This is a genomic window from Pseudomonas sp. B21-015 (assembly GCF_024749285.1).
Classification (GTDB): domain Bacteria; phylum Pseudomonadota; class Gammaproteobacteria; order Pseudomonadales; family Pseudomonadaceae; genus Aquipseudomonas.
The window spans coordinates 6,574,608-6,591,181 of record NZ_CP087196.1 but is presented as its reverse complement, the minus strand read 5'-3'; the positions used below and the strand labels follow the sequence as shown (position 1 = coordinate 6,591,181).

18 protein-coding genes are annotated in these 16,574 nt (G+C 56.4%); all 18 read left to right on the top strand.

What is annotated here, in order from left to right:
- Positions 1-568: 568 nt before the first annotated feature.
- The 18 genes from rpmH to LOY38_RS30090 all read left to right on the top strand — a co-directional run bounded on the left by rpmH (position 569) and on the right by LOY38_RS30090 (position 16,550).
- Positions 569-703: a 50S ribosomal protein L34 gene (gene rpmH, locus LOY38_RS30175; RefSeq protein ID WP_003213577.1), complete on the top strand. Its 135-nt coding sequence runs from the start codon at positions 569-571 to the stop codon at positions 701-703.
- 16 nt (positions 704-719) lie between these two features.
- A complete protein-coding gene (gene rnpA / locus LOY38_RS30170) occupies positions 720-1,121 on the top strand; it encodes a ribonuclease P protein component (protein WP_010465490.1) in 402 nt (133 codons plus the stop codon).
- Positions 1,114-1,359, top strand: coding sequence for a membrane protein insertion efficiency factor YidD (gene yidD / locus LOY38_RS30165; protein WP_010465488.1), 246 nt, complete (start codon positions 1,114-1,116; stop codon positions 1,357-1,359). Before rnpA ends, yidD begins: the two co-directional genes overlap by 8 nt.
- 2 nt (positions 1,360-1,361) lie before the next feature.
- Entirely contained in the window at positions 1,362-3,047 is a 1,686-nt protein-coding gene (yidC, locus tag LOY38_RS30160) for a membrane protein insertase YidC (RefSeq protein ID WP_258698327.1), read from the top strand.
- A gap of 79 nt (positions 3,048-3,126) precedes the next feature.
- On the top strand, positions 3,127-4,497 hold the full coding sequence (gene mnmE, locus LOY38_RS30155; RefSeq protein WP_258698326.1) for a tRNA uridine-5-carboxymethylaminomethyl(34) synthesis GTPase MnmE: 1,371 nt from the start codon (positions 3,127-3,129) through the stop codon (positions 4,495-4,497).
- Positions 4,498-5,047: 550 nt separating this feature from the next.
- Positions 5,048-6,946 (top strand): tRNA uridine-5-carboxymethylaminomethyl(34) synthesis enzyme MnmG, encoded by a 1,899-nt coding sequence (mnmG, locus tag LOY38_RS30150; RefSeq protein WP_258698325.1) that lies wholly within the window; start codon positions 5,048-5,050, stop codon positions 6,944-6,946.
- Positions 6,943-7,587: a 16S rRNA (guanine(527)-N(7))-methyltransferase RsmG gene (gene rsmG, locus LOY38_RS30145; protein ID WP_223489396.1), complete on the top strand. Its 645-nt coding sequence runs from the start codon at positions 6,943-6,945 to the stop codon at positions 7,585-7,587. Before mnmG ends, rsmG begins: the two co-directional genes overlap by 4 nt.
- Positions 7,588-7,605: 18 nt before the next feature.
- Entirely contained in the window at positions 7,606-8,403 is a 798-nt protein-coding gene (locus LOY38_RS30140) for a ParA family protein (protein WP_258698324.1), read from the top strand.
- A gap of 9 nt (positions 8,404-8,412) precedes the next feature.
- Positions 8,413-9,285: a ParB/RepB/Spo0J family partition protein gene (locus LOY38_RS30135; RefSeq protein WP_008007888.1), complete on the top strand. Its 873-nt coding sequence runs from the start codon at positions 8,413-8,415 to the stop codon at positions 9,283-9,285.
- Between the two features lie 148 nt (positions 9,286-9,433).
- On the top strand, positions 9,434-9,841 hold the full coding sequence (locus LOY38_RS30130) for a F0F1 ATP synthase subunit I (protein WP_258698323.1): 408 nt from the start codon (positions 9,434-9,436) through the stop codon (positions 9,839-9,841).
- Between the two features lie 16 nt (positions 9,842-9,857).
- Entirely contained in the window at positions 9,858-10,727 is an 870-nt protein-coding gene (gene atpB / locus LOY38_RS30125; RefSeq protein WP_258618470.1) for a F0F1 ATP synthase subunit A, read from the top strand.
- A gap of 133 nt (positions 10,728-10,860) precedes the next feature.
- On the top strand, positions 10,861-11,118 hold the full coding sequence (atpE, locus tag LOY38_RS30120; RefSeq protein WP_002555987.1) for a F0F1 ATP synthase subunit C: 258 nt from the start codon (positions 10,861-10,863) through the stop codon (positions 11,116-11,118).
- Positions 11,119-11,175: 57 nt separating this feature from the next.
- Complete coding sequence (locus LOY38_RS30115) at positions 11,176-11,646, top strand: F0F1 ATP synthase subunit B (protein ID WP_258698322.1); 471 nt, start codon at positions 11,176-11,178, stop codon at positions 11,644-11,646.
- Between the two features lie 12 nt (positions 11,647-11,658).
- On the top strand, positions 11,659-12,195 hold the full coding sequence (locus LOY38_RS30110; RefSeq protein ID WP_258698321.1) for a F0F1 ATP synthase subunit delta: 537 nt from the start codon (positions 11,659-11,661) through the stop codon (positions 12,193-12,195).
- Positions 12,196-12,216: 21 nt separating this feature from the next.
- The gene (atpA, locus tag LOY38_RS30105) at positions 12,217-13,761 is read left to right on the top strand and encodes a F0F1 ATP synthase subunit alpha (RefSeq protein WP_105342560.1); all 1,545 of its coding nucleotides are present in this window, start codon (positions 12,217-12,219) and stop codon (positions 13,759-13,761) included.
- Positions 13,762-13,811: 50 nt separating this feature from the next.
- Positions 13,812-14,672 carry a F0F1 ATP synthase subunit gamma gene (gene atpG, locus LOY38_RS30100; RefSeq protein ID WP_007934344.1) on the top strand — a complete coding sequence of 287 codons (861 nt, stop codon included), beginning with the start codon at positions 13,812-13,814 and terminating at the stop codon, positions 14,670-14,672.
- A gap of 27 nt (positions 14,673-14,699) precedes the next feature.
- Positions 14,700-16,079: a F0F1 ATP synthase subunit beta gene (atpD, locus tag LOY38_RS30095; protein WP_105342556.1), complete on the top strand. Its 1,380-nt coding sequence runs from the start codon at positions 14,700-14,702 to the stop codon at positions 16,077-16,079.
- Between the two features lie 45 nt (positions 16,080-16,124).
- Positions 16,125-16,550, top strand: coding sequence for a F0F1 ATP synthase subunit epsilon (locus LOY38_RS30090; protein WP_010465460.1), 426 nt, complete (start codon positions 16,125-16,127; stop codon positions 16,548-16,550).
- Positions 16,551-16,574: the final 24 nt, after the last annotated feature.

The window sequence follows — 16,574 nt, the reverse complement described above, 5'->3', positions numbered from 1 at the left end:
GGATATCCCCTAAGTTGAAAGCCGGTGAGGCAAAAACAAGCGGTCATTGTAGCGACCAGACGCCCACTTATCCACATGCAGGTTGCGCACAGGGCATGAATTATCAATGCGTTAACCCTCGAAAAGAAGACCAACGGTATGTGCATAAGCTCTGTGGATAACCGCACATGAGGGCACTGGACAAGTGGGGGCGAAACTCGGTGGATAACCTACCTGTGGATAACTGCCCTTTCCACACACAGCTTATCCGACAGCGCAGCACAGGCTGACCACCGTTTTCCACTGTAGTTGTCATTCTCTGTACATCACGGTTTTTAAGGGCTTAAGGTAGTTATCCACAGATGATCGCTGCCCTAGCTTTTATAAGCTTTACAGAAAAGCTTTAAATAATTCCCTTCTTTATTTCTATATCTAACGATCGACCTGCGGACGAACAAAACCTCTGGAGATCTATTTATAAGGAAACGCTGGTTGGAAATTGACCTAGAGGCTTGCTTTCTCTAGAATCCCCGGTCTCTTAAAACGGGGGCCATTCCGGCCCGTTGTGGACGAACCAGGTAACACGACAATGAAACGTACTTTCCAACCAAGCACTATCAAACGCGCTCGTACCCACGGTTTCCGTGCTCGCATGGCTACCAAGAACGGTCGTGCCGTCCTGTCGCGTCGTCGCGCCAAAGGTCGTGCGCGTCTGGCAGTTTGATAATCCGGCACTGGAGGTGAGTCAGGACTTCAGTCGGGAAAAGCGTCTGCTTACTCCCCGGCATTTCAAGGCAGTCTTTGACTCCCCTACCGGCAAGGTTCCGGGGAAAAATCTCCTGCTCCTTGCGCGCAACAACGACCTTGATCACCCCCGTCTCGGGCTGGTTATCGGGAAAAAGAGCGTAAAGCTCTCCGTCGAGCGCAATCGCCTCAAACGTCTGATGCGCGAATCGTTTCGCCTGAACCAGGATTCACTGGTCGGTTGGGACATTGTTATCGTCGCGCGCAAAGGTTTGGGTGACGTAGAAAACCCCGAATTGATTCAGCATTTCGGCAAACTCTGGAAACGTCTGGCACGCAGCAAGCCGGTACCAGCAGTCAAAACCGAAACTGTAGGGGTAGACAGTCCCGATGCGTAAACTGGCACTCGTTCCGATCCAGTTTTATCGCTATGCCATTAGTCCCCTGATGGCCAGTCACTGTCGTTTCTACCCCAGTTGTTCCTGCTACGCGTATGAAGCCATAGAAAATCATGGCCTTCTGCGCGGTGGCTGGCTGACCTTTCGTCGTTTAGGTCGCTGTCATCCGTGGAATCCCGGTGGTTATGACCCGGTTCCACCTATCCCTACCTCCCGTTCTTCTTCGATGGCCGAGTAATCATGGATATCAAACGCACGATCCTGATCGTCGCCCTGGCAATCGTGTCCTACGTTATGGTTCTTAAATGGAACCAGGACTATGGCCAGGCTGCCCTGCCGACTCAGAATGTTGCTTCCAGTACTACCGCACCGGGCCTACCGGATACGGCGACTGGCAATAATGCTTCCGCCAGTGACGACATTCCACGTGCCCCAAGCGATACCAGTGCAACTGCACCGGCTGAAACGCCAGTGGCAGCAAGCAAAGACCTCATCCAGATCAAAACGGATGTGCTCAGCCTGGCTATCGATCCACAAGGTGGCGATGTTGCCCAGCTGATGCTGCCGCTGTATCCACGTCGCCAGGACCATCCGGAAATTCCATTCCAGTTGTTCGATAACGGCAACGAGCGGACTTATCTGGCTCAGAGCGGCCTGATCGGCACCAACGGCCCGGACGCAAGTCCTGCCGGTCGTCCGGTTTACTCCTCCGAGAAGAAGATTTACCAACTGGCTGACGGTCAGGACCAGTTGGTCGTGGACCTGAAGTTCAGCAAGGACGGCGTCAACTACATCAAGCGTTTCACGCTGAAACGTGGCCTGTATGACGTAACCGTTTCCTACCTGATCGACAACCAGAGTGCTCAGCCCTGGTCCGGTGCAATGTTTGCGCAACTGAAGCGTGATGCCAGCTCCGATCCTTCTTCCAGCACCGCCACCGGCACCGCGACTTACCTGGGCGCCGCCCTGTGGACAAGTAACGAGCCGTACAAGAAAGTGTCGATGAAGGACATGGACAAGGCTCAGCTGAAAGAAACCGTTAACGGTGGTTGGGTTGCCTGGTTGCAACACTACTTCGTGACCGCATGGATTCCGGTCAAGGGCGAAAACAACGTCGTCCAGACCCGTAAAGACAGCAAAGGCAACTACATCATCGGCTACACCGCCCCGGCAATGACTGTCGCGCCAGGTGCAAAAGCTGAAACCAGCGCCGTTCTGTACGCCGGTCCGAAAAGCCAGGCCGTCCTGAAAGAGTTATCCCCAGGTCTGGAACTGACCGTCGACTACGGCATTCTGTGGTTCATTGCCCAGCCAATCTTCTGGCTGCTGCAACATATCCACGCGCTGGTCGGTAACTGGGGCTGGTCGATCATCTTCCTGACCATGCTGATCAAGGGGATTTTCTTCCCGCTGTCGGCTGCCAGCTACAAATCCATGGCCCGCATGCGTGCAGTGGCACCTAAACTGGCCGCGCTGAAAGAGCAACATGGCGACGACCGGCAGAAAATGTCGCAAGCCATGATGGAGCTGTACAAGAAAGAGAAGATCAATCCACTGGGCGGCTGCTTGCCAATCCTGGTGCAGATGCCGGTTTTCCTTTCGCTGTACTGGGTTCTGCTCGAAAGCGTGGAAATGCGCCAGGCGCCGTTCATGCTGTGGATTACTGACCTGTCGATCAAGGACCCGTTCTTCATTCTGCCGATCATCATGGGCGCAACCATGTTCATCCAGCAGCAATTGAACCCGACACCTCCGGATCCGATGCAGGCCAAGGTGATGAAGCTGATGCCAATCATCTTCACCTTCTTCTTCCTGTGGTTCCCGGCGGGTCTGGTGCTGTACTGGGTAGTGAACAACTGCCTGTCGATCGCCCAACAGTGGTACATCACACGTAAGATCGAAGCGGCTACCAAAGCAGCTGCCTGATTTACACTGTGGATAACCACTCAAAACGCCCCCTAGTGGGGCGTTTTGCTATCTGTCACTTTTGTCTGGATACCGGTTTATGAGCGTTCCTCGTGAAACCATCGCTGCCGTCGCCACCGCTCAAGGTCGCGGCGGTGTGGGCATTGTCCGTATTTCCGGGCCGCTGGCGAGTCTGGCGGCCAAAGCCATCAGCGGTCGCGAACTGAAACCGCGGTTTGCCCATTACGGCCCGTTTCTCAGTGCAAATGAAGAGGTGCTGGACGAAGGCATCGCCCTGTATTTCCCGGGACCGAACTCGTTCACCGGTGAAGATGTGCTTGAGCTGCAGGGCCACGGCGGTCCAATCGTTCTGGATATGCTGCTCAAGCGTTGCCTGGAACTGGGCTGTCGTCTGGCCCGGCCGGGTGAATTCAGCGAGCGCGCTTTCCTCAACGACAAACTCGACCTGGCTCAAGCCGAAGCCATTGCCGACCTGATCGAAGCGAGTTCTGCACAGGCAGCACGAAATGCCCTGCGTTCGTTGCAGGGAGCGTTTTCCCAGCGTGTGCATAACCTCACCGAGCAACTGATAGGCCTGCGAATTTATGTCGAAGCGGCTATCGACTTCCCTGAAGAAGAAATCGACTTCCTCGCCGATGGCCACGTACTGAGCATGCTCGACAAAGTACGCGACGAATTATCCACAGTGCTTCGTGAAGCCGGGCAGGGGGCCTTGCTGCGTGACGGCATGACGGTGGTGATCGCCGGCCGGCCGAACGCCGGCAAGTCCAGCCTCCTGAATGCCTTGGCCGGACGTGAAGCCGCGATCGTGACCGAGATTGCCGGCACGACCCGGGATATTCTTCGCGAACATATCCACATCGATGGGATGCCGTTGCACGTTGTCGACACCGCCGGCCTGCGGGACACCGATGATCAGGTGGAAAAAATTGGCGTCGAACGGGCATTGAAAGCCATCGGCGAAGCGGATCGAGTGTTGCTAGTGGTCGATGCCACGGCTCCCGAGGCTCTTGATCCATTTGCCCTGTGGCCTGAATTCCTCGAAACCCGCCCGGATCCGGCAAAAGTTACGCTGATCCGTAACAAGGCGGACCTGACGGGCGAAGCGATTGCTCTGGAAGTCAGCGAAGATGGCCACGTCACTATCAGCCTCAGTGCCAGGTCCGCCGGCGAAGGCCTGGAATTGCTGCGCGATCACCTCAAGGCCTGCATGGGCTACGAGCAGACCTCTGAAAGCAGTTTTAGTGCTCGCAGGCGTCACCTGGAGGCTCTGCGTCATGCGAGTGCGTCCCTCGAGCATGGCCGTGCACAGTTGACGTTAGCAGGGGCCGGCGAGTTACTGGCCGAAGATTTGCGGCAAGCTCAGCAGTCTTTGGGTGAAATCACCGGTGCATTCAGCTCCGATGACCTGCTGGGAAGGATCTTTTCCAGCTTCTGCATCGGTAAATAGCCCTCTTCGTTATCCACAGACAGGCCGTTCTGGCCTGTCTGCTCTCTCTTTTCTGAAATTCTCCTCCAGTGCCGAGCAGATTTTTTCTGCCTGGGTGGATTTTCCGTGCCCGGGATTTGCTTATTGAGCGCTTTTCTGTGGATTAAGCCCTGTGAATAACTGCCGCTAAGGGCAGTTGATAACAGGGCCTCAAAACTGAAGATAACCGCCTCTGTGGATAACCACCCCTTTCATCCACAGGCTTACACCGGTTATCCAAGGGCCTCATCGGTACATGACCACAGGGTTTTAAATCGCTGTACACATTGAAAATAAAGGTCTGTATGAATCTATCCACAGAAAGGTAGGTCAGTAGAAATAAACATAAAAACAAAGATTTAATAAATTTCTCTCTTTTTAATTTCTATAATCCCGACTTCTCCACAGCTGGTTAAATTTTGTGCAAAGGGTTCTTTAGGAAGGGCGAAGTCCCTATACTTGCCGACCAGGTCCAAAAACCTGAGCTCAAACTATTCCGGATTACCTGACTGAAGCAGGCACGAGGTGCGTGGTGGATTTCCCTTCCCGTTTTGAAGTGATCGTCATCGGCGGCGGTCATGCCGGTACCGAGGCAGCACTTGCATCAGCACGTATGGGGGCAAAAACCCTGTTGCTGACGCATAACGTGGAAACCCTCGGTGCCATGAGTTGTAACCCCGCCATCGGCGGGATCGGTAAAAGCCATCTGGTCAAAGAAATCGATGCCCTGGGCGGCGCGATGGCCATGGCTACCGATAAAGGTGGTATTCAATTTCGCGTATTGAACAGCCGCAAAGGCCCGGCCGTGCGTGCAACCCGCGCTCAGGCTGACCGGATTCTGTACAAGGCGGCTGTCCGCGAAGCTTTGGAAAACCAGCCGAACCTGTGGATATTTCAACAGGCAGCGGATGACCTGATCGTCGAACAGGAACAAGTGCGTGGTGTCGTCACCCAAATGGGCCTGCGTTTCTTCGCGGATTCCGTGGTGTTGACCACCGGCACCTTCCTTGGCGGACTTATCCACATCGGCATGCAGAATTATTCCGGCGGTCGCGCCGGTGATCCGCCGTCGATTGCTCTGGCTCATCGTCTGCGTGAACTGCCATTGCGTGTAGGTCGCCTGAAAACCGGTACACCGCCGCGTATCGACGGTCGCTCTGTGGATTTCTCGGTGATGACCGAGCAAGCCGGTGATACGCCGATCCCGGTGATGTCGTTCATGGGCTCCAAAGAGCAGCACCCGAAACAGGTCAGTTGCTGGATCACCCACACCAACGCCCGGACCCACGAAATCATTGCCGCCAACCTCGACCGTTCGCCGATGTATTCCGATGCAGGGTTGATCGAAGGCATCGGCCCACGTTATTGCCCATCGATCGAAGACAAGATCCATCGCTTTGCCGACAAGGAAAGCCATCAGGTCTTTATCGAGCCGGAAGGGTTGACCACCCACGAGCTGTATCCGAACGGGATATCCACTTCCCTGCCGTTCGATGTGCAATTGCAGATCGTGCAATCGATCCGCGGCATGGAAAACGCGCACATCGTTCGTCCTGGCTACGCCATCGAGTACGACTACTTCGACCCGCGTGACCTGAAGTACAGCCTGGAAACCAAAGTGATCGGCGGTCTGTTTTTTGCCGGGCAAATCAACGGCACCACCGGTTACGAAGAAGCCGGTGCCCAGGGTTTGCTGGCCGGAGCCAACGCTGCACTGCGTGCTCAGGGCAAAGACGCCTGGTGTCCACGTCGCGACGAAGCCTACATCGGCGTTTTGGTCGATGACCTGATTACCCTCGGTACCCAGGAACCGTACCGGATGTTCACATCTCGCGCCGAATACCGTTTGATCCTGCGCGAAGACAACGCCGACCTGCGCCTGACCGAAAAAGGTCGCGAACTGGGTCTGGTTGATGACGTGCGTTGGGCGGCTTTCTGCAAGAAACGCGAAAGCATCGATCTGGAAGAGCAGCGCCTGAAAAGTACCTGGGTTCGCCCGGGCACCGAGCAAGGCGATGCGATTTCCGAGAAGTTCGGCACGCCGCTGACCCACGAATACAATTTGCTCAACCTGCTGAGCCGTCCGGAAATCGACTACGCTGGTCTGATCGCCGTGACTGGCGGGGGCGCAGAAGATCCACAGGTTGCCGAGCAGGTCGAAATCAAGACCAAATACGCCGGTTACATCGATCGTCAGCAGGATGAAATTGCACGTCTGCGGGCCAGCGAAGACACCAAACTGCCTGTGGATATCGATTACACGAACATCTCCGGCCTCTCGAAAGAGATCCAGAGCAAGCTCGGTGCGACCCGTCCAGAGACACTGGGCCAGGCGTCGCGTATCCCGGGCGTGACCCCGGCAGCGATTTCGCTGTTGATGATTCATTTGAAAAAACGCGGCGCGGGCCGTCAGTTGGAGCAAAGCGCTTGAGTTCGTTGGTTACCTCGCAACATGCAGAAGAGTTATCCACAGGTGCTCGCCAGCTCGGTGTCACACTGACGGAAACCCAGCACGCTCAGCTGCTGGGTTATCTGGCCTTGTTGATCAAATGGAACAAGGCTTACAACCTGACCGCCGTGCGCGATCCGGACGAAATGGTTTCCCGTCACCTGCTCGATAGCTTGAGCGTGATGTCGTTCATCGAAAACGGCCGCTGGCTGGACGTTGGCAGCGGCGGCGGCATGCCGGGGATTCCGTTGGCGATCCTGTTTCCGGAGTCCCAAGTGACCTGTCTGGACAGCAACGGCAAGAAAACCCGCTTCCTGACCCAGGTCAAACTCGAACTCAAACTGGATAACCTGCAAGTTATCCACAGTCGCGTCGAAGCCTTCCAGCCTGAATTACCATTCAACGGGATCATTTCCCGGGCGTTCAGCAGCATGGAGAACTTCAGCAACTGGACTCGCCACCTGGGCGATGCCGATACACGCTGGCTGGCAATGAAGGGCGTTCATCCCGCCGATGAGCTGGTAGCATTGCCGGCAGACTTCCACCTCGATAGCGAACACGCCCTGGCCGTACCCGGTTGCCAAGGCCAACGCCATCTGCTGATACTGCGCCGCACGGCATGATTGGGAACACAAGCAAGAATGGCTAAGGTATTCGCGATAGCGAACCAAAAGGGTGGTGTGGGCAAGACCACCACCTGCATCAACCTCGCAGCTTCCCTGGTCGCTACCAAGCGTCGGGTGCTGTTGATCGATCTCGATCCACAGGGCAACGCCACCATGGGTAGCGGTGTGGATAAACATGGCCTGGAAAACTCGGTCTATGACCTGTTGATCGGCGAATGTGATCTGGCCCAGGCCATGCACTATTCCGAACACGGTGGTTACCAGTTACTGCCGGCCAACCGCGACCTGACCGCGGCCGAAGTCGTTCTGCTGGAAATGCAGATGAAGGAAAGCCGTCTGCGCAGTGCGTTGGCGCCAATCCGTGACAACTACGATTACATTTTGATCGACTGCCCGCCGTCGCTGTCGATGTTGACGCTCAACGCACTGGTTGCCGCCGATGGGGTCATTATCCCCATGCAGTGCGAGTACTTCGCGCTCGAAGGGTTGAGCGACCTTGTGGATAACATCAAACGCATTGCCGAACTGCTGAACCCGAACCTGAAAGTCGAAGGCCTGTTGCGGACCATGTACGACCCGCGTTTGAGCCTGATGAACGACGTATCGGCGCAGCTCAAGGAACACTTCGGCGATCAACTCTACGACACCGTGATTCCGCGCAACATTCGCCTGGCCGAAGCACCTAGCTATGGCATGCCGGCGCTGGCGTACGACAAAGCATCACGGGGCGCGATTGCCTACCTGGCATTGGCTGGCGAGATGGTTCGTCGGCAACGCAAAAATTCACGCACCGCCGCTGCTCAGGCAACTTAAGGAATCCCCATGGCCGTCAAGAAACGAGGTCTCGGACGTGGACTGGATGCACTGCTGAGCGGTCCGACTGTCAGCTCGCTGGAAGAACAAGCGGTGCAAGCCGATCAGCGTGAGCTGCAGCACCTGCCCCTGGACCTGATCCAGCGCGGCAAGTACCAGCCGCGTCGGGACATGGATCCTCAGGCGCTGGAAGAGCTGGCGCAGTCGATCAAGGCCCAGGGCGTGATGCAGCCGATCGTGGTTCGCCCGATCGGCAGTGGCCGCTTCGAAATCATCGCCGGCGAACGCCGCTGGCGCGCCAGCCAGCAGGCGGGCCAGGAAACCATCCCGGCGATGGTTCGCGATGTACCGGATGAAACCGCCATCGCCATGGCGCTGATCGAGAACATCCAGCGCGAAGACCTCAATCCGATCGAAGAAGCGGTGGCCTTGCAGCGTTTGCAGCAGGAATTCCAGCTGACTCAGCAACAAGTGGCCGAGGCTGTGGGTAAGTCCCGCGTCACTGTGGCCAACCTGTTGCGCCTGATTGCGTTGCCGGAAGTCATCAAGACCATGCTGTCTCACGGTGACCTGGAAATGGGTCATGCCCGTGCCTTGCTGGGTTTACCGGAAAACCAACAGGTCGAAGGGGCGCGACATGTTGTCGCACGGGGGCTGACTGTGCGCCAGACTGAAGCACTGGTTCGCCAGTGGTTGAGTGGCAAACCGGAGCCTGTGGAGCCGGCAAAACCGGACCCGGATATCGCCCGTCTCGAGCAGCGCCTGGCCGAGCGCCTAGGCTCTGCGGTGCAGATCCGTCACGGAAAGAAGGGGAAAGGGCAGTTGGTGATCGGTTACAACTCCCTCGATGAGCTTCAAGGTGTACTCGCACACATCCGCTGAAACAATTCCCCGTGTAGCGTGAAGTCGGAAATCACTACCTGACAGTTGAATAGGGGCAGAACCGCCCCTATACTCTGCGCGCATTTTGTCGGCACAAATTATGCCAAGTTATTGAACTCCGGCAGCCGACCATTGGGGAGCAAAAGTGATGGAAAACCGCACGCCAGACCGCTTGCCGTTCCATCGCCTGGCAGTTTTTCCGGTGTTAATGGCTCAATTTGTCGTTTTGCTGATTGGCGCTTTGGCGCTCTGGCAATGGTATGGAGTCGTTGCCGGGTACTCAGGACTCTGCGGAGGCCTGATAGCCTTGCTTCCCAATATTTATTTCGCTCACAGGGCATTTCGGTTTTCCGGCGCCCGAGCAGCTCAAGCCATCGTCCGGTCTTTTTATGCCGGCGAGGCGGGCAAACTGATTTTGACGGCAGTGCTCTTTGCATTGACGTTTGCAGGTGTGAAGCCATTGGCGCCGCTAGCTGTATTCGGCGTCTTCGTGTTGACCCAACTGGTCAGCTGGTTCGCGCCCCTGCTGATGAGAACAAGACTTTCGAGACCTTAGGGCGTTTGAGGCAACCATGGCAGAAACAACCGCTTCGGGCTATATCCAGCACCACTTGCAGAACCTGACCTTCGGTCAGCACCCAACTGGCGGGTGGGGTTTTGCCCACACCGCAGCAGAAGCCAAAGAAATGGGCTTCTGGGCTTTCCACGTCGATACCCTCGGCTGGTCGGTCGCGTTGGGTCTGATCTTCGTTCTTCTTTTCCGCATGGCGGCAAAGAAGGCGACTTCCGGTCAGCCTGGCGCCCTGCAGAACTTCGTCGAGGTTCTGATCGAGTTCGTCGACGGCAGCGTGAAAGATACTTTCCACGGCCGTAATCCATTGATCGCGCCATTGGCCCTGACGATTTTTGTCTGGGTGTTCCTGATGAACGCCGTCGACCTGGTACCGGTTGACTGGATTCCGAAGCTGGCGGCCATCATTTCCGGTGACCCGCATCTGGTCTTCCGTGCCGTTCCTACTACTGACCCGAATGCGACCCTGGGTATGTCCCTGTCGGTATTCGCGTTGATCATTTTCTACAGCATCAAGGTCAAGGGCATCAGCGGCTTCATTGGCGAACTGACCCTGCACCCGTTCGGCAGCAAGAACATCTTCGTTCAAGCCCTGCTGATTCCGGTGAACTTCCTGCTGGAGTTCGTGACGCTGGTGGCCAAGCCAATCTCCCTGGCACTGCGTCTGTTCGGCAACATGTACGCCGGCGAGCTGGTCTTCATTCTGATTGCTGTGATGTTCGGCAGCGGTCTGCTCTGGCTTAGCGGCCTGGGCGTAGTTCTGCAGTGGGCGTGGGCTGTGTTCCACATCCTGATCATCACCCTGCAGGCGTTTATCTTCATGATGCTGACCATCGTCTACCTGTCGATGGCGCACGAAGAGAACCATTAAGACCAGTCTCGACTAGTCTGATGTCCCTCTCGGTCAAACGAGAGGGTGCCCGAACAGGGCTATGAAACGATTTGTTTTACCGCTTTAAAATCTAAAAAACCTAAACCATACGACGTAAAAGTCGGGAGGAAAGATGGAAACTGTAGTTGGTCTAACCGCTATCGCTGTTGCACTGTTGATCGGCCTGGGCGCACTGGGTACCGCAATTGGTTTCGGCCTGTTGGGCGGCAAGTTCCTGGAAGGCGCAGCGCGTCAGCCAGAAATGGTTCCAATGCTGCAAGTCAAAATGTTCATCGTTGCCGGCCTGCTCGACGCCGTAACCATGATCGGTGTTGGTATCGCTCTGTTCTTCACCTTCGCGAACCCATTCGTTGGTCAACTCGCTGGCTAATCACTCGAACCTTCGAGTTGATTGGTGTGATGTGCAACGAACGAGCGAGGTGTTGGCGTGAACATTAATGCAACCCTGATTGGCCAGTCCGTTGCGTTCTTCATTTTTGTACTGTTTTGCATGAAGTTCGTGTGGCCTCCGGTCATCGCGGCTTTGCACGAACGTCAGAAGAAGATCGCGGATGGACTGGACGCTGCCAGCCGAGCAGCTCGCGACCTGGAGTTGGCCCATGAGAAAGTGGGTCAGCAACTGCGCGAAGCGAAAGCTCAGGCAGCTGAAATCATTGAGCAAGCCAAGAAACGCGGTAATCAGATCGTTGACGAGGCTGTTGAAAAAGCCCGTCTCGACGCTGAACGTGTGAAGGTTCAGGCTCAGGCCGAGATCGAGCAGGAACTGAACAGTGTCAAAGACGCGCTGCGTGCCCAATTGGGTGCACTGGCTGTCGGCGGCGCCGAGAAGATCCTGGGTGCCACAATCGATCAAAACGCGCACGCGGAGCTGGTAAACAAACTGGCTGCTGAAATTTAAGCGAGGGCGATCATGGCAGAATTGACCACGTTGGCCCGACCTTACGCTAAGGCAGCCTTCGAGCACGCCCAGGCCCACCAGCAACTGGCCTCTTGGTCAGCCATGCTCGGCCTGGCTGCAGCAGTGTCGCAAGACGACACCATGCAGCGCGTGCTCAAGGCCCCGCGACTGACGAGCGCAGACAAGGCCGCCACGTTTATTGACGTGTGCGGCGACAAGTTTGATGCCAAGGCACAGAACTTCATTAACGTCGTTGCCGAAAACGACCGTCTCCCGCTGTTGCCGGAGATCGCCGCTCTGTTTGACCTGTACAAGGCCGAACAAGAGAAGTCGGTAGACGTTGAAGTCACCAGTGCTTTTGCATTGAACCAAGAACAGCAAGACAAACTCGCCAAGGTTCTCAGTGCACGACTCAACCGGGAAGTGCGCCTGCAAGTTGCGGAAGACAAATCCCTCATCGGGGGCATTGTCATTCGCGCCGGCGACCTGGTTATCGATGGCTCGGTTCGCGGAAAACTCGCAAACCTTGCCGAAGCATTGAAATCTTGAGTTTGAAGGGGCAGCAGAGCAATGCAGCAACTCAATCCTTCCGAAATAAGTGAAATTATCAAGGGCCGCATCGACAAGCTCGATGTGACCTCCCAAGCCCGTAACGAAGGCACTGTCGTCAGCGTATCTGACGGCATCGTGCGGATTCACGGTCTGGCCGACGTCATGTACGGCGAGATGATCGAGTTTCCGGGCGGCGTCTTCGGTATGGCTCTCAACCTCGAGCAAGACTCTGTAGGTGCCGTAGTATTGGGCTCCTACCAGACTCTGGCTGAAGGCATGAGCGCCAAGTGCACCGGCCGCATCCTCGAAGTTCCGGTAGGTAAGGAACTGCTGGGTCGCGTTGTCGACGCACTGGGTAACCCAGTTGACGGCAAAGGTCCGCTGAACAACACCGAGACCGATGCGGTCGAGAAAGTTGCTCCAGGCGTGATCTGGCGTAAGTCGGTAGACCAGCCTGTACAGACTGGCTACAAGGCTGTCGATGCCATGATCCCTGTCGGCCGTGGCCAGCGTGAGCTGATCATCGGTGACCGTCAGATCGGTAAAACCGCTCTGGCGATCGACGCGATCATCAACCAGAAAGACAGCGGCATTTTCTGCGTCTACGTAGCGATCGGTCAGAAGCAATCGACCATCGCCAACGTGGTTCGCAAGCTGGAAGAAAACGGCGCATTGGCTAACACCATCGTCGTGGCTGCGAGCGCTTCGGAATCTGCAGCACTGCAATTCCTGGCACCGTACTCCGGTTGCACCATGGGCGAATACTTCCGCGACCGCGGTGAAGACGCGCTGATCGTTTATGACGATCTGTCCAAGCAAGCAGTGGCTTACCGCCAGATTTCCCTGCTGCTGCGCCGTCCACCAGGCCGTGAAGCTTACCCAGGCGACGTGTTCTATCTCCACTCCCGTCTGCTGGAGCGCGCATCCCGCGTTTCGGAAGAGTACGTAGAGAAGTTCACCAACGGCGCAGTGACCGGCAAAACCGGTTCCCTGACCGCACTGCCGATCATCGAAACCCAGGCTGGCGACGTTTCCGCGTTCGTTCCGACCAACGTGATTTCCATCACCGACGGTCAGATCTTCCTGGAATCGGCCATGTTCAACTCCGGGATCCGTCCTGCAGTGAACGCCGGTGTTTCGGTATCCCGTGTGGGTGGTGCCGCTCAGACCAAGATCATCAAGAAGCTGTCCGGTGGTATCCGTACCGCTCTGGCTCAGTACCGTGAACTGGCGGCATTCGCCCAGTTCGCTTCTGACCTGGACGAAGCGACCCGTAAGCAACTTGAGCATGGTCAGCGCGTTACCGAGCTGATGAAGCAGAAGCAATACGCACCAATGTCGATCGCTGACATGGCGCTGTCGCTGTATGCCGCTGAGCGTGGGTTCCTGACTGACGTCGAAATCGCCAAGATCGGCAGCTTTGAACAAGCGCTGATTGCTTTCTTCAACCGCGATCACGCCGATTTGATGGCGAAGATCAACGTGAAGGGTGACTTCAATGACGAAATCGACGCTGGCATGAAAGCCGGTATCGAGAAGTTCAAGGCCACCCAAACCTGGTAAGCCGCAGCGGGAGCCGCAAGGCTCCCGCTTGCTAACCTGATAGGTGTTACATGGCAGGCGCAAAAGAGATTCGCAGTAAGATTGCGAGCATCAAAAGCACGCAAAAGATTACCAGCGCCATGGAAAAAGTGGCGGTCAGCAAAATGCGCAAGGCACAAATGCGCATGGCTGCTAGCCGTCCTTACGCGGAGCGCATCCGCCAGGTTATTGGCCATCTGGCCAACGCCAACCCGGAATATCGCCACCCGTTCATGATCGACCGTGAAGTAAAGCGCGTCGGTTACGTCGTGGTGAGCAGTGACCGTGGTCTGTGTGGTGGCTTGAACACCAACCTGTTCAAGGCTCTGGTCAAGGACATGGCGGTAAACCGCGAAAACGGCGTCGAGATCGATCTGTGTGTCGTTGGTAGCAAGGGTGCGGCTTTCTTCCGCAACTTCGGCGGTAACGTCGTTGCAGCTATCAGCCACCTGGGTGAAGAGCCGTCGATCAATGACCTGATCGGCAGCGTCAAGGTGATGCTGGATGCCTACCTGGACGGCCGTATTGACCGCCTGTCCGTGGTGTCCAACAAGTTCATCAACACCATGACACAACAGCCTACCGTGGAGCAGTTGATTCCACTGGTGGCAACCCCGGATCAGGAACTCAAGCACCACTGGGATTATCTGTACGAACCGGACGCCAAAGAGCTGCTTGACGGCTTGATGGTCCGTTACGTGGAGTCGCAGGTCTACCAGGCGGTGGTCGAGAACAACGCGGCTGAACAAGCTGCGCGGATGATCGCGATGAAGAACGCTACCGACAACGCCGGTGATTTGATCAGCGATTTGCAGCTGGTCTACAACAAGGCGCGTCAGGCTGCGATCACCCAAGAGATCTCGGAAATCGTCGGCGGCGCTGCCGCGGTTTAACGGTTCAAATATTCAGAGGATCCAGCTATGAGTAGCGGACGTATCGTTCAAATCATCGGCGCCGTTATCGACGTGGAATTTCCACGCGACAGCGTACCGAGCATCTACAACGCGCTGAAAGTACAAAGCGCGGCCGAAACCACTCTGGAAGTTCAGCAACAGCTGGGCGACGGCGTGGTTCGTACCATTGCGATGGGTTCCACCGAGGGCTTGAAGCGCGGTCTGGAAGTCACCGACTCTGGCGCTGCCATCTCCGTACCGGTCGGTAAAGCGACTCTGGGCCGGATCATGGACGTACTGGGCAACCCGATCGACGAAGCTGGCCCGATCGACACCGAAGAGCGCTGGGGCATTCACCGTCCTGCGCCAACCTTCGCTGAACAAGCGGGCGGCAACGACCTGCTGGAAACCGGCATCAAGGTTATCGACCTGGTTTGCCCGTTCGCCAAGGGTGGTAAAGTTGGTCTGTTCGGTGGTGCCGGTGTAGGCAAAACCGTAAACATGATGGAACTGATCCGTAACATCGCCATCGAGCACAGCGGTTATTCCGTGTTCGCTGGTGTGGGTGAGCGTACTCGTGAGGGTAACGACTTCTACCACGAGATGAAGGACTCCAACGTTCTGGACAAAGTGGCACTGGTTTACGGTCAGATGAACGAGCCGCCGGGTAACCGTCTGCGCGTAGCACTGACCGGCCTGACCATGGCCGAGAAGTTCCGTGACGAAGGTAACGACGTTCTGCTGTTCGTCGACAACATCTATCGTTACACCCTGGCCGGTACTGAAGTATCCGCACTGCTGGGCCGTATGCCTTCCGCAGTAGGTTACCAGCCGACCCTGGCCGAAGAGATGGGTACTCTGCAAGAGCGTATCACTTCGACCAAAAACGGTTCGATCACCTCGATCCAAGCGGTATACGTACCTGCGGATGACTTGACTGACCCGTCGCCAGCGACCACCTTCGCCCACTTGGACGCCACCGTCGTTCTGTCCCGTGACATCGCTTCCCTGGGTATCTACCCAGCGGTCGATCCACTCGACTCGACTTCGCGCCAGCTGGACCCGAACGTAATCGGCCAGGACCACTACGATACCGCTCGCGGTGTACAGTATGTTCTGCAGCGTTACAAAGAACTGAAGGACATCATTGCGATCCTGGGTATGGACGAGCTGTCGGAAGCCGACAAGCAGTTGGTAAACCGTGCTCGTAAGATCCAGCGCTTCCTGTCGCAGCCGTTCTTCGTGGCTGAAGTCTTCACCGGTGCTTCGGGTAAATACGTTTCCCTGAAAGACACCATTGCTGGCTTCAAAGGCATCCTCAACGGTGACTACGACCACCTGCCAGAACAAGCGTTCTACATGGTCGGCGGCATCGAAGAAGCGATCGAGAAAGCCAAGAAACTGTAATCCCGGCGCCCGGCAACGGGCGCTAATTTAGGTTGAGGCAATCAGATGGCTATGACAGTCCATTGCGATATCGTCAGCGCGGAAGGGGAAATCTTTTCCGGCCTGGTCGAGATGGTGGTTGCGCACGGTGCACTGGGTGATCTTGGTATCGCCTTGGGTCACGCGCCGCTGATCACTAATCTCAAGCCGGGTCCTATCCGCTTGATCAAGCAGGGCGGGGAAGAGGAGGTGTATTACATCTCCGGCGGTTTCCTCGAGGTTCAGCCGAACATGGTCAAGGTTCTTGCCGACACCGTGCAACGTGCTGCCGACCTGGACGAAGCCTCCGCTCAGGAAGCCGTTAAGGCTGCCGAGAAGGCCTTGCATGAGCGAGGCGCGGAATTCGATTACGGTTCTGCTGCCGCACGTCTGGCCGAGGCCGCAGCTCAGCTGCGCACCGTCCAGCAGATCCGCAAGAAGTTCGGCCACTAATCGGCCATCAACTTGTTGTGCGAT

Excerpts from the sequence above, each read along its gene's own strand:
- LOY38_RS30110 (WP_258698321.1), top strand. The coding sequence starts at position 11,659 with ATGGCAGAATTGACCACGTTGGCCCGACCTTACGCTAAGGCAGCCTTC.
- LOY38_RS30140 (WP_258698324.1), top strand. The coding sequence starts at position 7,606 with ATGGCTAAGGTATTCGCGATAGCGAACCAAAAGGGTGGTGTGGGCAAG.
- yidD (WP_010465488.1), top strand. The coding sequence starts at position 1,114 with ATGCGTAAACTGGCACTCGTTCCGATCCAGTTTTATCGCTATGCCATT.
- LOY38_RS30090 (WP_010465460.1), top strand. The coding sequence starts at position 16,125 with ATGGCTATGACAGTCCATTGCGATATCGTCAGCGCGGAAGGGGAAATC.
- yidC (WP_258698327.1), top strand. The coding sequence starts at position 1,362 with ATGGATATCAAACGCACGATCCTGATCGTCGCCCTGGCAATCGTGTCC.
- LOY38_RS30135 (WP_008007888.1), top strand. The coding sequence starts at position 8,413 with ATGGCCGTCAAGAAACGAGGTCTCGGACGTGGACTGGATGCACTGCTG.
- atpA (WP_105342560.1), top strand. The coding sequence starts at position 12,217 with ATGCAGCAACTCAATCCTTCCGAAATAAGTGAAATTATCAAGGGCCGC.
- LOY38_RS30130 (WP_258698323.1), top strand. The coding sequence starts at position 9,434 with ATGGAAAACCGCACGCCAGACCGCTTGCCGTTCCATCGCCTGGCAGTT.
- atpB (WP_258618470.1), top strand. The coding sequence starts at position 9,858 with ATGGCAGAAACAACCGCTTCGGGCTATATCCAGCACCACTTGCAGAAC.
- atpE (WP_002555987.1), top strand. The coding sequence starts at position 10,861 with ATGGAAACTGTAGTTGGTCTAACCGCTATCGCTGTTGCACTGTTGATC.
- rpmH (WP_003213577.1), top strand. The coding sequence starts at position 569 with ATGAAACGTACTTTCCAACCAAGCACTATCAAACGCGCTCGTACCCAC.
- mnmE (WP_258698326.1), top strand. The coding sequence starts at position 3,127 with ATGAGCGTTCCTCGTGAAACCATCGCTGCCGTCGCCACCGCTCAAGGT.
- atpD (WP_105342556.1), top strand. The coding sequence starts at position 14,700 with ATGAGTAGCGGACGTATCGTTCAAATCATCGGCGCCGTTATCGACGTG.
- atpG (WP_007934344.1), top strand. The coding sequence starts at position 13,812 with ATGGCAGGCGCAAAAGAGATTCGCAGTAAGATTGCGAGCATCAAAAGC.